General features: G+C 40.3%; 15 protein-coding genes. 3 read left to right on the top strand and 12 right to left on the bottom strand.

Annotated elements, in window-relative coordinates; all coding sequences use genetic code 11:
* Window positions 1-74 precede the first annotated feature (74 nt).
* The 8 genes from HMPREF9200_RS02325 to HMPREF9200_RS02295 all read right to left on the bottom strand — a co-directional run bounded on the left by HMPREF9200_RS02325 (window position 75) and on the right by HMPREF9200_RS02295 (window position 9,627).
* On the bottom strand, window positions 75-1,196 hold the full coding sequence (locus tag HMPREF9200_RS02325) for an Ldh family oxidoreductase (protein ID WP_038144517.1): 1,122 nt from the start codon (window positions 1,194-1,196) through the stop codon (window positions 75-77).
* A 405-nt stretch (window positions 1,197-1,601) separates the two neighbouring features.
* Entirely contained in the window at window positions 1,602-2,123 is a 522-nt protein-coding gene (locus tag HMPREF9200_RS08005; RefSeq protein ID WP_009353217.1) for a hypothetical protein, read from the bottom strand.
* Window positions 2,124-2,128: 5 nt separating this feature from the next.
* The gene (locus tag HMPREF9200_RS08000) at window positions 2,129-2,734 is read right to left on the bottom strand and encodes a M48 family metalloprotease (RefSeq protein WP_009353225.1); all 606 of its coding nucleotides are present in this window, start codon (window positions 2,732-2,734) and stop codon (window positions 2,129-2,131) included.
* 18 nt (window positions 2,735-2,752) lie between these two features.
* Window positions 2,753-4,105 carry a replicative DNA helicase gene (gene dnaB, locus HMPREF9200_RS02315; RefSeq protein WP_009353230.1) on the bottom strand — a complete coding sequence of 451 codons (1,353 nt, stop codon included), beginning with the start codon at window positions 4,103-4,105 and terminating at the stop codon, window positions 2,753-2,755.
* A gap of 65 nt (window positions 4,106-4,170) precedes the next feature.
* A complete protein-coding gene (gene rplI, locus HMPREF9200_RS02310; RefSeq protein ID WP_009353218.1) occupies window positions 4,171-4,617 on the bottom strand; it encodes a 50S ribosomal protein L9 in 447 nt (148 codons plus the stop codon).
* Window positions 4,614-6,638: a DHH family phosphoesterase gene (locus HMPREF9200_RS02305; protein WP_009353187.1), complete on the bottom strand. Its 2,025-nt coding sequence runs from the start codon at window positions 6,636-6,638 to the stop codon at window positions 4,614-4,616. The genes rplI and HMPREF9200_RS02305 overlap by 4 nt, the downstream gene beginning before the upstream one ends.
* Window positions 6,639-6,654: 16 nt before the next feature.
* On the bottom strand, window positions 6,655-7,602 hold the full coding sequence (locus tag HMPREF9200_RS02300) for a YybS family protein (RefSeq protein WP_009353182.1): 948 nt from the start codon (window positions 7,600-7,602) through the stop codon (window positions 6,655-6,657).
* A gap of 105 nt (window positions 7,603-7,707) precedes the next feature.
* Window positions 7,708-9,627 carry a ribonuclease J gene (locus tag HMPREF9200_RS02295; protein WP_009353164.1) on the bottom strand — a complete coding sequence of 640 codons (1,920 nt, stop codon included), beginning with the start codon at window positions 9,625-9,627 and terminating at the stop codon, window positions 7,708-7,710.
* Between the two features lie 428 nt (window positions 9,628-10,055).
* Here HMPREF9200_RS02295 and HMPREF9200_RS02290 point away from each other — a divergent pair, with 428 nt between their 5' ends.
* From HMPREF9200_RS02290 to bioF, 3 genes are read left to right on the top strand one after another with little or no spacing between them, the layout of a single operon-like run.
* Window positions 10,056-10,550: a hypothetical protein gene (locus tag HMPREF9200_RS02290; RefSeq protein ID WP_009353210.1), complete on the top strand. Its 495-nt coding sequence runs from the start codon at window positions 10,056-10,058 to the stop codon at window positions 10,548-10,550.
* Between the two features lie 6 nt (window positions 10,551-10,556).
* A complete protein-coding gene (locus HMPREF9200_RS02285) occupies window positions 10,557-11,312 on the top strand; it encodes a 6-carboxyhexanoate--CoA ligase (RefSeq protein ID WP_009353159.1) in 756 nt (251 codons plus the stop codon).
* Entirely contained in the window at window positions 11,305-12,465 is a 1,161-nt protein-coding gene (gene bioF / locus HMPREF9200_RS02280) for an 8-amino-7-oxononanoate synthase (RefSeq protein WP_009353150.1), read from the top strand. Before HMPREF9200_RS02285 ends, bioF begins: the two co-directional genes overlap by 8 nt.
* Window positions 12,466-12,658: 193 nt before the next feature.
* Here bioF and HMPREF9200_RS02275 read toward each other — a convergent pair whose 3' ends face one another.
* Genes HMPREF9200_RS02275 through HMPREF9200_RS02260 form a run of 4 tightly spaced genes read right to left on the bottom strand, consistent with a single transcriptional unit; the run spans window position 12,659 to window position 16,557 of the window.
* A complete protein-coding gene (locus HMPREF9200_RS02275; protein ID WP_009353160.1) occupies window positions 12,659-13,366 on the bottom strand; it encodes a uracil-DNA glycosylase in 708 nt (235 codons plus the stop codon).
* A 10-nt stretch (window positions 13,367-13,376) separates the two neighbouring features.
* On the bottom strand, window positions 13,377-14,978 hold the full coding sequence (locus tag HMPREF9200_RS02270; RefSeq protein ID WP_009353149.1) for a glycosyltransferase family 39 protein: 1,602 nt from the start codon (window positions 14,976-14,978) through the stop codon (window positions 13,377-13,379).
* Window positions 14,979-14,988: 10 nt separating this feature from the next.
* Window positions 14,989-15,579: a DedA family protein gene (locus HMPREF9200_RS02265; protein WP_009353189.1), complete on the bottom strand. Its 591-nt coding sequence runs from the start codon at window positions 15,577-15,579 to the stop codon at window positions 14,989-14,991.
* A gap of 27 nt (window positions 15,580-15,606) precedes the next feature.
* Window positions 15,607-16,557 (bottom strand): cation diffusion facilitator family transporter, encoded by a 951-nt coding sequence (locus HMPREF9200_RS02260; protein ID WP_009353188.1) that lies wholly within the window; start codon window positions 16,555-16,557, stop codon window positions 15,607-15,609.
* Window positions 16,558-16,736: the final 179 nt, after the last annotated feature.

Below are 16,736 nucleotides of genomic sequence, written 5' to 3'. Positions count from 1 at the left end.
GTATTCCTTAGGGATACAAAACTACTGATTCTGCATCGATAAAGATTTGTAATTGTCAGCTATTGAACTGCAAATTAGTAGTTGGAAGCAACTGCTTTAGGTGGTTCATAGTCGCCGAAGTATTTTTTAGGATCCAATTTCAACAAGTTACATACGTCGAACAATTCTGCCACAGTTTTGTCGATAACTGGCACACCTTCTTTACGGCAAACTTCGATAGCTTCTGCTTCTTTTTCACCATGAGTGTAGATGCGTTCAGCACCTTCAGCTTTAGGAGCTTCACGAAGTTCTTGTAAGAATGTGGAGAAGTGTTTTTTAACATCTTCTGGGTTACCGAAGATAGCTGGGTTAATAGCCATGAAACCATGACAAATATTCGAACGGCCACCAGTCATACATTTATTGGATGTACCACCTTGAGAGAAGATGGATGCGAAGATTTCGCAAAGCATACCGTAACCATAACCTTTGTGGGAACCTAATTGTTCAGTGTTGCCACCTAAAGGCATGATACCGCCACCAACGTGGTCAGAGATATTGCCCAATACTTCGGCAGCATCTTGAGATGCTTTACCGTCTTTATTTAATGCCCAACCGTTAGGTAATTCTTTACCCAATTTGTTGTACATTTCTAATTTACCACGAGTTACTACTGTAGTAGATGCGTCGAAGAAGAAGTTGTATGGTTCAGCTGGCATTGTGAAAGCGATTGGGTTGGAACCAAGCATTGCTTTACGAGCGAATGTAGGAACCATGATTGCTTCGGAGTTAGTGCAAGAGAAACCGATTAGGCCTTCTTTTAAAGCAAGATCAGCATAGTAACCAGCGATACCATAGTGATTAGAGTTACGAGCAGATACGATACCGATACCGGATTCTTTAGCTTTTTTAATTGCTAATTCCATAGCGAAATGACCAACTAATTGACCCATTGCGTCATGGCCTTCGATAACTGCAGATACTGGAGTTTCGAATACTACTTCTGGTTTTGCTTTAATATTGATAAGACCTTTTTCAATACCTTTATGATAACGAACTACACGTTGCATACCATGGGATTGAATACCGTACATGTCGGACATCATCAATACGTCTTTAATGATGCTAGCTTCTTCAGGGCTGAAGCCAAATCCTTCAAATGCGTCTTGACAGAATGCGTTAAGTTTTTCTTCTTGGATGTAAACAAAATTTCCCATCTTTAAAACCTCTTTCCCTAACCATAAAATAAATTGTGACATCTTGTAGTACTCCTCAACAGATTGTCACTACTCTTGATACGTAAATTATAGCACACATGTACACCACATGGAATAGAAATCCCCTTGTTATAGGCGTTTTACTCTTATCATATATGCATAGTTAAGAGATAATTTAATTAATTCCTTTAAAAAATAACCTAAAAATAGCTATTTTATAAGGTTAAAGCAATCATTACTTTTAGTTATGCTTCACTTATGTTCTTCCTCATAAGTTCATATATATTCATATCTATATCGAATTCCATAAAAGAACATCTATATTTATCGTTTTTCTCTATCGATATCTATCGATAATAATGACCTATTGTATAGTCTACTATAACGGTTAGTTTTATGTACTCTTTATTTCTTATCTTTTTTATCTTTTTTGTCTTTTTTGTTCTTTTTGTCTTTCTTATTATTATCTGCTACTACACCAGACTCATCACTAATAGCTGCATTCATTTGTTTTGCTATTTCAAAGGCTGCATCATAGGTTGGCATAGTCACAATATTAGTAGAACCAATAGCCACTGTAGAGCCATCTACACGAGCACCACCAATAGTATTATCGTGATATAATCTAGCTAGTTTACCAGCTACTAAATAAGCTCGCATAGGTGCCGTATAATTACCTTTTGGAGTACCTTCATACACAGGTTTTCCATTGATCATTACGGTTTGTTGTTCTACTTTTACATGATTTCCAGAATATGCATATAAGCGTTGTAAATTATCCAATACTCGTTGCGATGTTTTGGGATGATCATTAGGATTTAAAATTTTACCAAATCCCTCACGATACGTATCGCCGTATTTATTTTTAATCACTTCCATGGCAAGAGCTGCCCCACCTACATTGAAGGAGGAATCCGACAATATCATGAATCCTAATTCATCAGCATTTTTTCTTGGGACATCGTAAATACTTGGCTATCTAAATATTTTCCCGTAAGTCCAGCCGCAATTTGGCCTAAATCTCCTGAATTAAAGGTAGCCGCTCCAATAACGGTAGATAAAATACTACTTTTTTTGGCTCCATTTACTAAATCTTTATGCTCACCGTGGCTTAACTCGTGACCAATTACTGCCGCTAAAGCATCATCATCTAGTAAATCCATAGTGCCTTTGTTAATAGACATAACTCGACCAAAGGTCATAAATGCATTGAAATCTTCATCTGGGTTAACGTACACCACATAACTGCGTTTCACATGAGGTGATTTTGAAAGCTCATCCACAATACGCTTCGCTCGCATTTGATAGGCGTAATTATCATAAACGCCTGTACGGTCTTTTGTTTTTTCCAACATTTCTTGTTGCCCTTTTTCTGTATTGTCTAGGTCACTCAAATGTTGATGCACAGAAATGCCTCCTAATACACTTTTACCAAGAGCCTCCCACAATCCATGAGCTTCTACTGTGAGTATTCCTGTAGATGTAATACCCATAGTCAACACTGCTGCACACAGCATACGTTTCCAAGTCTCTTTCATTAGCTCTCCCTCCTACTTCTATATACAAGGGTCATCTTCACGATACGCCAGATCTCTAAACCGTGTATATGCCCCTTCAAACCATAGTTTTACAATCCCTAACTCACCATTACGATGCTTACGGATGATAACTTGTGTTTCTACACCATCACTAGTATCTTCTGTATCTTGATAATTTTCACGATTCAAGAAAGCAACGATATCCGCATCTTGTTCTAGAGAACCAGATTCACGCAAATCACTTAACATCGGCGTTTTATCGGCTCGGCTTTCCACACCACGACTTAACTGCGACAAGGCAATCAATGGCACATTAAATTCTCGTGCCATAATTTTTAATTGTCGAGAAATGGCAGATACTTCTTGTTGGCGATTATCCGCTATTTTTTTACCGCCATTTTCCATGAGCTGAATATAGTCCACCACCACAAGTCCTAATTCACCATGCTCTTGAATTAAACGGCGCAATTTTTTCTTCATTAACTGTGGCGTCAAACCTGAAGTATCATCAATATATAAGGGAGCTTCTGCTAAATCATTCAAGGCACTAATTGCTTTTCCCCAATCTTCTTGACTCAATTGACCATTCCGGATTCGTCCAGAGTTAATACCTGCCACAGCTGCCAACACACGGGCTACAAGCTGTGTCTTAGACATTTCTAGAGAGAAAAAGGCTACATTTTTCTTCGATTTCATAGCTACATTTTGAGCAATGTTCAATGTAAATGCTGTTTTACCCATAGAAGGGCGGGCTGCTACTAAAATTAAATCCGATTTTTGCAATCCACTAGTTAAGTTATCTAAGTCTTTAAATCCCGTAGATACGCCAGTCAGTATCCCTTTATGCCGTTGTAATTCATTGATACGATCAATCGTTTCATACACCACATCTCGCATAGAACTAAACGAGGATTCTCCTTTGGTGGTGCCGCTTACATCTAATACCATTTGTTCTGCTCGATTGACGATATCTTCTGTCTCTTCTTCTTCACGATAGGCCATAGATTCCACTGCATTCGCTACATGAATAAGTTTACGCAAATGGGCTTTATCTCTCACAATTTTTGCATGATCTTCTACATTGTATACATCTACAATATCTGTTGTAAGATTTGTAAGGTATAAAATACCTCCTACAGCCTCTAATTTTTGGGATTTTTTTAATTCTTCAGATAATAAAACATAGTCTGCTCGCTGATTTTTTCCTACAATACTAGCAATCGCTTCATAAATTACTCGATGATTATCACTGTAAAAATCTTCTGCTTTTACAATAGAGCTAACTGCATCAAAGGCATCTTTATTGAGCAAAATAGCTCCTAGTACGGCTCGTTCTGCTTCTATACTATGCGGTGGTATCCGTCCTGACATACATACCCTCCCTATATACAATTACATATTTTATGCAAAAAAGAGGGGCCTAGCCCCTCTTTCTATTAACCTGCAACTACTTCTACAGTAATCTTAGCTGTAATTTCTGGATGCACTCGAATTAACACTTCATGAGTACCCAATGTTTTGATTGGCTCTTTTAAGTCAATTTTCTTTTTATCTACATCAACTTTTACTTGCGCTTGCAATGCATCAGAAATATCTTTACCTGTTACAGAACCGAATACACGGCCACCATCTCCCATTTTTACAGGGATTGTAATAGATACTTTCGACAATTGGCTAGCCAATACAGTAGCTTCATCAGAGTCCACTTGTTTTTTATGAGCTTGAGCCCCCAATTTTTGTTTCGCGTTGTTCAAATTCTGAGGAGTTCCTTCAAGTCCAACACCTTTTTTAATAAGCACATTGCGACCATAAGCTTCAGAAACTTCTATGATTTCGCCACGTTTACCAACTTTTTTAACATCTTCTAATAAAATTACTTTCATGTTAAGTCCTCCTTCGTTTCTCTTTGTAATTCTGTCATATGGGATACGGCTACTTCAGTCACCCATTGGCGCGCCTCTTTCATAGACATATTGTAAATCTGAGCGCCCGCCACGGTACGATGACCTCCGCCACCGACAGATTCCATAATTAACTGTACATTTAACTTGCCTTGTGACCTAGCACTGACTCCAATGCCACCATCTGGCAATACATAAAATACAAAACTAGCTTCAATACCCTCTAGCGTGATTAATTTATCACCTGTTTGAGCTGCTATCACTGTTGCATTCTTCGCATCTTGCGGTGCCTCTGTAAAAGCCATATTTTCTATTTCTTCTGCAGACGCTAGCATAGCAGAACGTATACGCATACCTTCAAAGCTATCCATAAATAAATGTCTTACTAAAGATACATCTGCACCTGATCGGCGCAAGAAAGAGGCTGCTTCAAAGGTGCGCGCCCCTGTTTGGACCACAAAGTTTTTTGTATCTACTACAATACCCGCATATAAACCACTAGCTTCAATATGCTTAATCTCTACATGTTCTGGGAAATATTGAATTAACTCTGTTACCAGTTCACTAGTAGATGATGTAGATGGTTCCAAATAGGTCAATAATGGAGACTCAATAAAGTCTGAACCCCTTCTATGATGGTCGATGACAACACGACGATTTGCCTTTTTCAAAGCTGATGGAGCTGCCACCATCTCAGAACGATGCACATCTGTCACAATCACAACTGTATTATCTGTTACAAACTGAGCTGCTTCTTCTTCATCAATAATTAGACCTTGAAAATCTGGATGTTCTACCAATACTTCTACTAATTTACGAACTGCTGTAGGATGCGAACTCAAGGCAATATGCACGGGTTTCTTAAGAGCTCTTGCCATCGCTGCTACGCCTACAGAAGCACCAATACTATCATAATCTTCCCGATCATGACCCATCACAAGCACACGATCAGAATCCAACATAATTTCATGCAATGCATGAGATACGACCCTAGCACGGACACGAGTATTCTTTTCATTTCCTGATGATTTTCCGCCAAAAAACTTGACTTCTTCACCATGGTATACGCAAACTTGGTCGCCACCACGTCCTAAAGCAATCTCCAAGGCAGCTTTTGCCTTTTCTCCTTGTACTTTCACAGTATCCTCTGTCAAAGCAATACCCATACTGATGGTTGGAGGGATATGTTTCGATGTAGTTAAAGCGCGAATTTTATCTAATAAACTAAACTTCGATTCCATCATGTGCAACATGGCAGCCTTACTAATACTAAAGGTATACGTATCTTCTGTAGCATTCCGAATAAAACCATCATGTTGATCGATTTCCATCACAATCAATCGGTTCATATCAGACCACAATTGTGTATATTCAATATCGCTCAAGCCAGAACGCAAATCTTCGATATTATCCATAGCAATGAAACCAAGAGCTGGCAGCATAGAAATAGCCTTATGTTTTTCTGCTTCAATATCTGTAATATCATCAAAGTAAAATGCCATATAAGACTCTAATTCATCACTCTTTACATCAGAATAGTTAGACTTTGGTGCTACCAAGGTTTTGTAAAGTACGCGATAATACTTACCATCAATTTCCTCGTGAAAGAACCCAGACTTGCCCCAATATTTATCAATCCGCAAGGTAGGAATAAATCCACTTAATTTCATTGTTTTATCAGAATCACTGGGCAACCAATCTCTAAATACGCTATTACTCCAGCAGATAACATTATGTTCATCGATGATAACAATACCTACTGGCAAGTTTTGTAGCGCAAAGGTAGAGGCCTGCGTAATTCCTTTCGCCATACAGTCAAATTGAGCTTTTCTAAAATGTCGTCCTCTTCGAATGGTACGTCCCACGTACAAATACGCAGCGATTACCACTATACAAGCCAACATGGCTAGTTGCCAATTCAAATAGAAAATAATACCTAATAAGATAAGAATGAGAACGGCAGCAGTAATTTCAATAGAACTGTATTCAGTTTGTATATCCATACTACCTCCTCTAATTTCACTCACTTCGTCTGCCCCATCGTTCCTCTAGGTGCAAGAACACATCTAGAGCTCCTAATATAGCGGCGGACTGTGACATCATAATAAATAAACCTAGTACAATCCACGGTACAAACTTCGGTGGATGATAACTTTTACTAATACGCCAAGCACAAGATATACCTCGTATAAATAGCATTATACCACCTAAGTACATCAAATTATAGCCTACATATTCAAGGAGCGGAATATATTGTTTCACAAAATAAGAAATAACACCCACTAAAAAGATATGTAATGCCCAATCTGGTACACGCCAACCTTTAATAGTAGGCATTTCAGGAATATGGTAAGTACCGATACGACTGAGCACAATATACGTAAGACGATTGATAATATAAGAAATAGCCACACCAGAGCAAAATAAACCTGCAATCAATACTTTTTTCATGATTTCAATTTGATCTTGTAAGGCGATCATCGCCGTTGTCACTTGTTCCTCTGAAAGCCCCTGCTGCACATACATATCTTGCATGGATACTGTAATTTGTTCTTCCAAAGATGACCACATCTCTGTAGGACTTACCTGCATCACCAAAGCGGATGCCCAAAACTGAACTACTACTGCTAGCATTAATACCACAGCAGGAATCATCAACAATTTAGAAATCGACCAGTGCTTGCTTAATCCATAACCGATTAAAATACCAATCACACCAAAGACTCCCCCTTCTACTATGGCCGTCAAAGGTCCTAATAAAAAGGCAATGGCTATAATCGCTGATACAACAGATAATAGGCTCCAGCGAAAACCATGACGTACACCTACAATGGCAATCGTCATAGGCACAAAAATAGATCCAAAAAATCCAAGCATAGGTACACTGAGACCTATCATGGCAAAGACAATCATCAATGCCGTTAAGATACCAGACTCTACGACGGACTTTGTACTTGTTTGATTCATATACTAACCCCATACTATGTCTCTCCCCAAAGGTTCAACATAGTTCTATGCCAATACAATAAATAGACATATGACTTTCGTCATATGCCTATTATATCATATTCTCTATACGTCTTGAATGATTGGTAGAATCATTGGGCGACGACGTGTTTTTTCATAGAAGAATTTTCCTAATGTGTCACGCACCACAGTTTTGATCGTTGTCCAATCTTTGATATGATCCATTTCACATTTCTCTACTGCTGCATCTACACGACGTTGTGCTTCACTTAATAATTCTTCTGCATCACGAACATACACAAAGCCACGAGATAACATATCTGGTCCCGCTACAATCGTACCAGAAGCACGGTCCATTGCCATAACAACCACAACCATACCTTCTTGCGCTAATTGCTGACGATCACGGATAACGATGTTACCTACATCGCCTACACCTAATCCATCCACAAAGACTTTACCAGCTGGCACACGACCTGCTAAACGACCTGTACGAGTAGTAAACTCAAAAATTTGTCCATTATCACCTACCAAGACATTGCTAGGTTTTACAATCCCCATGGACACAGCCAGTTCACCATGTTTTTTCAACATGCGGTATTCACCATGAACTGGGATAAAGAATTTAGGTCTCACCAAATTCAACATAGTTTTTAAATCTTCTTGACTACCATGACCAGATACGTGAATACCACGATCCTTGCCGTATACTACATGAGCACCTTGGCGCAATAAGTTATCGATAGTACGTCCTACGGCCGCTTCGTTACCTGGAATTGGTGTAGCGGAGATGATAACAGTATCATTTGGTGTAATCTCTACGGTACGGTGATTGTTTGTAGACATACGAGATAGACCTGCCATTGGTTCCCCTTGAGACCCCGTTGTTAAGATCATAATTTCATCAGCACGATAGCGATTCATTTCATCATCACCGATGATAGTTCCTTCTGGCACTGTTAAGTAACCACGCTCTTGAGCGATTTCTGTAACATTTACCATGGAACGACCTAATACCACTACTTTGCGTTTTGTGGCTACCGCTGCATCAATAGCTTGTTGCAATCGGGACACATTAGATGCAAAAGTAGCTAAAATAACACGACCGGTAGCTTCTGCGACAGCACGCATAATCGCTGGTCCTACAGAACTTTCAGATGGAGTAAACCCTGGCTTTTCCACATTAGTGGAGTCGGACATAAGCGCCAATACGCCTTTGTTACCAAGTTCTGCAAACTTGTGAACGTCCATCAATTTCCCATCTACAGGAGTTTGATCCACTTTGAAGTCCCCCGTATGTACCACAGTACCTACTGGAGTTTCTAAGAAGATGGCGCATGCATCTGGAATAGAGTGATTTGTTTGAATAAAGCCCACTTTGAAGCAGCCAATTTTAAACTCATCACCAGCTTTTACAACTTGTAATTTTTTAGCTTTTACATGATGTTCTTTTAATTTACCTTCAATCAAGCCACATACTAAGTTCGTAGCATACACAGGTACGTTCACTTCTTTTAATAAATACGCCAAGGATCCAATGTGGTCTTCATGACCATGAGTAATCACCACAGCACGTACTTTATCTTTATGCTCGATTAAATAACTCATATCAGGGATTACAATATCTACCCCTAACATGTCATTTTCTGGGAATGCTAATCCCGCATCTAACACGACAATATCATCGCCATATTGGAAAATGGTCATGTTTTTACCGATCTCACCTAGGCCACCTAATGGAATGATTTGCAATTTATCTTTTCGCGCATGGGAACGATTTATTTGTTCATGTTTTTCCACAGTTGTATTGGCACGTTGTGGTTTACGCGGACCACGATTAGATTGACGGCGCTCGCCATTATCGCCTTGTGGACGCGGACGACTGGTACGTTCCCCATCCGCTTTCACAGTAGCACGACGATTTTGACCCGTTGTGCGACGTGTACGTGTTGTCGGACGTGGTCGTTGTTGCGTAGCTTCACCTGTTGGTGCAGCTACCGTTGTTCTTTCTTCTTGTGTATTCAAAATTTCCTCCTACGGGACTATAGTCGTACTGTCTATACATACTACCATAGTCCAAGACTATCTAATTCCATCCGCTGATGGTTGAGCATGTATCGGCATGTAAGCACAAATAAGTATCTATTTCTGTTCGTATTCATACAGTAAAACACTGTGAGAAACCTTTCTCACTATCTATGTCACATTCTTCTACACAGCAAAGCATATACCCTCTATACATACTTCTACTGTGAAACATTTGGGAACCCATAAGGTTCATAAGCCGATCAAAATAATTATCTTTATTATACTATAGAAAATCCAACCTAAGCAACTGAGGTCCCTCGTGATGTGTCACAAAAATTTGCAATTGAATATTGCACTAACTGCAATTGCGCTTTATAATGTAAACGAAGTAAGGTTTTTGAAAGTTTACAATAGGAGGTCACAAAATGAAAAATGTAAGTATTCACACAATTGCAGAGATCGGTATCTTAACGGCGATGATGACAATTTTGGGAGGTATCAAGATTCCCAACTTAATTCCCGGTGTAGAGTTCCAATTATCTGCTCCCTTGGCAGTAGCCATTTGCGCTGCCTTTGGGTTCCGCAAATACATCATCTGCGGTTGTCTTTCTAGCTTGATTGGTCTTGTATTGGGCACGCAAAACTTATTAAACGTTGCCATTGCCATGCAATTCCGCCTCATCGTAGGGCTCATCTTATGGATTGGTAAAAACCGCATGTGGTCCATTCTTATCTCTGGTCCTATTGCGTCTGCTATCGCCCGTATCACCATTGGTTTGTCCTTTGGCAAAATGGTCATTCCTATGCTTGTCATGGCAGTCCCTGGCATGATTTTCACAGTCATCGTGAGCCCAATCTTCTACAGCATCTTACACCGACTACCTCGTTTGGCTACGACTTTGAAAGTAAAACAAGGTTAGTCTCTTATGGTCTACAGCATTCGCATGCGCGCTGCTAAGGGTGGCCCTCATGAACAAGGCGGTTCTCATATTTCTGGAGCTGAACGTCTCGTTTCTCTAGAGTCCTTATCACGCATTTCAGAAGAATTTTTACAACGAGCTTTGCAGCACAGCAAAGGTCGTCCAGATTTTATCAATTTACAAATTGATGAGATTCCTGACGAATCCATCATGAAAGTCCCTGCTCTCACGGTGGCTACTACAGAATCAGAAACAATCGAGGAATCTCATCAGGTAGCTACCCAACTATTGCAACAAGCGCAGATTCACGAACAGGCGATTCTAACTGCTTTTTCAACACTCAGAGAAAATACAGAAACTGTAAGCGGAGCTTGGCTCGTCAATGCTACTACTGGTGAGGTATACCCCCAAACAGTACGCGTGTCCCGTATGGATGCCGAATCAGATACAGACATACACCACCATTTGCAATATTATGGTTGTTCTTCCATCCATTCTAGGGAGGCTCTCATCCTAGCAAGCAAGGTCCTCGCATCCCCTTACGTACTAGGTGAACTGTGTTGGTCCGATGATCCAGAGTATACGACAGGCTATGTGTCCTATGGCACTACCTACCATCGGTTAAGCCCTATGAAAGTCTATGGTAGTCCTATCGGTGGTCGTGCCTTCTTTATCACTGACGATGCACCGATAGAAGAAGTAATACAGTATTTTACATCCACTCCTACGTGGGTCACAACGAAAGGGATTCACCATGTTTAATCGATACTCCGAAGCCTTAGTCAAGCGCCAAGAGGAATCACAATTTCGTTCTCCTCGCACCTATACTCCTATCGATGCTACTCATGTTATGTATGAAGGTTCCACCTATCTAATGATGGCATCAAATAATTACCTAGGCTTAACCCATCATCCCCACGTGAAAGATCGAGCCTTACAGGCCATCCAACAATATGGTACTGGCTCTGGTGGCGCTCGTCTTACCTCTGGCTCTTTTCCTTTATTTCAAGAACTAGAAACCCGTCTTGCACAGTGGAAAGACTGTGAAAAGGCACTCACTTTCACAGCTGGGTTTATGGCAAATCTAGGAACAATCTCTGCCCTAGTTCATAAAGGAGATATTATTTTTAGTGATGAATTGAATCACGCTAGCCTCATCGACGGATGTCGTCTCAGTGGCGCTAAAGTACAAGTCTACCCTCACAAGGATCTGGCAGGTCTAGAATCCTCATTAAGCCAATCTAAGCACTATGGTATGCGTTTTATCATCACTGATGGAGTGTTCAGCATGGATGGGGATATAGCTCCCTTACCTGAACTATTGGAACTTGCAGAACGGTACGATGCCCTACTTATAGTAGACGATGCTCATGCTACTGGCGTCATTGGTGAAGGCCGTGGCACAGCGCATCACTTTCATTGTGAAAACCCACGTATCATCATCACTGGCACTATGAGTAAAGCCTTAGGGTCCATCGGAGGATACGTCTGCGGTAGCCAAACCATCATCGACTATATCATTAACCACAGTCGTCCCTTCATCTTTGCCACCGCTTTGTCCCCTGCTGACATTGGGGCTAGCATTGGCGCCCTAGAAGTATTAGCAGAGAACCCTAGTGTATATCAAAAACTGCGAAGCAATACAGAATATATGCACAACGCCTTGCAATCACTAGGAATCCCTAGCAGCGATGATACACCGATATTTCCTATCATCATCGGCTCTAACGAAGATACAGTAGAAGCCAGTCGCCTATGTGAACGAGAAGGCATTATCCTCAGTGGCATTCGCCCTCCCACAGTCCCTGTCAACACTGGACGATTGCGCTTAACCGTCACCGCTGCACACACAGAAGAAGAATTACAAAGAGTTATCCAAGTATTGCACACACTGCCAATACAAAAGAACCTATAACTAAGCTTCCCCTAAATTTCCATAAAGGGAGCTACAACAAAATAAGCTCCAAATAAAATAGAGGAAAGTTGAGCCATATCAACCTTCCTCTATTTTTTAATCCACCGCAAGAAAAGCCGTAGTGCTTACTGAAAACTTTCGCGTAGGGCAGTTTTCAGAAGCGCTGCGGCTTTTCACTTTTTTGCATTACCTATTAAGCTTTCAGCTTTTCCTCAAGAAATTCCCTAAACTGTTCTTTATACAACCCCGCTCCTCCATTGGCCGGATGGCGCAAGGTTGCTTGTACATCTATACCATAGTCACTGAGTGTAAGACTCGCTTTTTGACCCACTCCAAGGATCTGTGCCCTAGGGAACAAATCTAAGAGCTGTTCCGTATAGGTCCACCCTAAGTCTAATTCTTGCTTTGTAGGAGTCCGGTTCGTCAAGCCATCTATTCCTTTAAAGGGATGAAATGGAAAAATGTTCCACAACACCACTTCATAAGGATCTATATTAGCTTCTAACATAGCATTCCACACCACAGAATCAGTAGGCTCATTAAAGCCCTTTTCTTTTTGTGTCGGTTTTATAATATACTCGCTCTTTGGATTACTAGTTCGTTTCGGCTCCAATTCAGTAAACACCATAGATGGGGTTACTGTAGGGTGATGCCCTAAGAGCATTCTTTCACAGGTCATGGCAATCCCTGTAAATCGTCCTCCTTGATAGCCCACCGCTTCTGCAATGATAAGAATTTTGGCGCGATCTAATCGCTGCTCCAAATAGGCTTGTAACTGTTTTCTCCGAATGGAGCTCGCTCTCTGATTAGTATCATAGCGTTCATCAAAATCATTCCAAGGATTATACACATAGGGACTGGAAAATCCTTTTAATTGTCGCATCAATCGTTCTACTGACATAGATACCTCACTATTTGGAATGCAATAGTACTACCTTAGAACTACTTTCATCACGTTCTAAATATTGACCTACTGAAGATTCCTCTAATTCTTTACCATAATTTTTATTGGTAATTATGAGCATCCGTTCCCCAGATTGCAAGCGTTTAAATAACTCTTGTTCCTCAATTTGAGGCATCACATTCTTACCGTTCCACTTCGCACTGCGCTGTACATTATACTTCGCCAATCGTTCTGGACTAGGCTCTACTCGCACGGGTGTCACATCTAAATAATACGGCACTGACGCCGCATATTCCCCATAATAATACACAGGTCCATGAAAGCTGCGTATCTGTTCATGATAGGTCACAGAAGAACGCAAGCCCAAGAATGGTACCACCCCTTCCATAAGCACAATACCTAGTACTACCAAGGTACCCATCCCCACTGTGAAAGGCATCATCAATCGTTTCCGATACCAATAACATCCACCTAGAAATAAGGTAAGACCTACTACAACAGCTCGAAGAATCCACCAAAAGCCCCAAGGTGCAAAGAATGTTCCAATCCCAAGAGCCCACCATAACATTAAAGTTGGTCCTAATACCCACCACCAAGCACGGTGACTGGCATCTTTCAAAGAAATAATCCCAAAAGCTCCTAACAAGCTGAAAGGAATCACCGAAATAAAGGCATAAGTCGGATATTTTGTCGCCATAGCTGTATAAAATACAATCGTTCCCCATCCCATAATCATGGTAAATAGATAGGCATCAGTTCTTGTTTTCCAACCCCGATACATACCATATAGAATAGCCCCCGTCCAAGGGAGAGAGCCCCCTAGGAAAATAGGTAGATAATACCACCAATGGTTTACCTCAGGATGTTCAGATTGGGTTGCTCTCGTTACATTATGAAGTCCTAAAAACCCATTGATAAATTCCATACCATGAGTATGGTACATATATCCATACCAAGGCAAGACTATAGCTAAGAATACGAGGAGACCTTGCCATGGAAATAAAGCTTTCACCATAGACCAAGATCGTTTAACCCCTGCATAAATCAGAAACAATAATCCCGGTAATACCAGCCCTACGGGGCCTTTCGTCAATACTGCAATACCCGCAAAGCCATAGGCTACTGCCATATACCATGGATTCTTAACTAGTAGCCCACGATAGGCGTAATAAAAAGTACCTACCGTAGCAAATAACAACACCATATCTGTGATGATACCATGGGCAATGGTCCACACAATGAGAGATGTGCCTAATATGAATGCTGATAACAAAGCGCTTAATCGTTGCCCTGTTAGGGTGCGCACTCCTTGGTAAACCAAGGCTACTGATAAAGCCCCAAAAAGACCTGATGGAAAACGAGCTGCAAAATCTGTCATGCCGAATACAGAATAGGACAAACTCAATAACCAATAAATCATAATTGGTTTATCAAACCAATAGTGCCCATAAATTTGTGGGGACAACCAATCTCCGGAAAGGACCATCTCTTTTGCGGTTAAAGCGTAATTCGACTCTACTGGATCCGACACTGGTAATAGATGGTTCCCTAGTACATAAACTCCTAAGAAAAAGAGAAATACTACATAGGTTACACGATGTAATTTCATAAGCATCTCCCTATTGTTTACGACGTTTCCAATATTTCAAACCATATACTACAGCTACTATTACAAAGACTACAATCATAGCAATTAATAGTTCATGATTATACTCAATTAAGTCTTTCCAATGTTCTCCTAATTTCATACCTAGCCAAACTAGCAAGATAGTCCAAGGGATTGTGCCCAAAGTAGTCCAAATCACAAAGGGGGTCATCGGATATTTAGCCACTCCTGCAGGGAAGGAAATAAATGTACGCACCCCTGGTAATAAACGGCCAATAAACACAGCGGCACCACCATAGCGATTGAACAATTTTTCTGCAGAACTAAATTTATCTTCACTAAATAAGATATATTTCCCATATTTCATCAATACAGGTCTGCCACCATATTCCCCCAGCCAATAGGATAATACAGAACCCACAATACCCGCTACAACACCTACAATAATAGCCGTATTCAAATCAAATACGCCTTGAAATACTAAATACCCTGCGAACCCTAAAATAATTTCACTAGGAATCGGAATGTTCGCATTTTCTAGCACCATGCAAATAAACATGGCTACATACCCATAGGTCTCCATGATGGTCAATACATAATCCACTGTTGTCTCCTCATCGGAAGATAATTATTAATCTTCATCTTCTTCATCTAATAAATAATCTTTTGCCATCCACTTTTTCGTAGCTGTAAATGTGATCGTCACCCATTTCTCTGCAGGGTCACCACCAATGGCAAGGTCAATTTCATTGCGAATTTCATCTAATTCCACAATGGTTTGTTTTGGGAAATTCTTAGGAATTAAAATATCGATTTCAATCATTTTTACATTCCCATAGGCTTGTACACTAGTGACATAATCTTTAAATTTATACTTTTCCATGAAAGAATCCATAATAAATTGGATTCGATTATGCAGTTTCAAAGGTGCCACACCCATAATTTGTTTTACCGATGGAATGATAATTTTTAAAGCAGACGGCATCATTTGTAACGATAAAATAATAAGCACAATAGGATCCACGTAGACCGCCCATTCTGCATAGCCAAAATGTTCTAACCCAAAAGCCACTAAAAAGCTAACTAAAATCCCAGCTTCTAACATAGCATCGATGGACCAGCTAATATTATCGAATTTTACCAAATTAGATTGCAATTTTTTATTGATTTGGTGCACATAGAAATAATAGCACGTATCAGCAATGGTAAAAATCGTAGCATAGATGATAGCAGGTCCCACATGAACAGCACGACCGCCACCCAATAAATCCGTCAGTCCCGATAAAAAGGCATAACTGACGATCAGCAAGGTAAAACTACCTTCTGCAATCAACACTAAGGGTTCAAACTGCCAATAGCCAAACTGAAAGCGTTTGCTTGTTTCATTTGATACTAATCTGGATGTAATGATCATCATCACCTTAATAATCACGGCAATAAAAGACACTACTCCATCTAATAAGATGGCACTGGATCCGCTAAAGACCCCCATCATAGTGCCACCAATGGCCACAAATGACATGAGTATAGCCGATTGAATTAACAACCGTTGCTCTACTGCATGTTTATCTTGTATTAACATATACACTCCTATTTAATCTAGTGAGCTTTTCGCTCAAGTTTCCTATACCTATGTAAGAATATTTGTATCTGTAACTACTTTATAGCCTATAGGCATTCTGTACGGTCTACACGCTATGAAATAGTTTTATGCATTCATATACAAGTATATATAAAAACGGTGTATCATACAAGTACGAT

The organism is Veillonella sp. oral taxon 780 str. F0422 (assembly GCF_000221605.1).
Taxonomy (GTDB): Bacteria; Bacillota; Negativicutes; order Veillonellales; family Veillonellaceae; genus F0422.
Note: the sequence above shows the minus strand (reverse complement) of the source record. Positions and strands in the feature narration are given on the sequence as shown.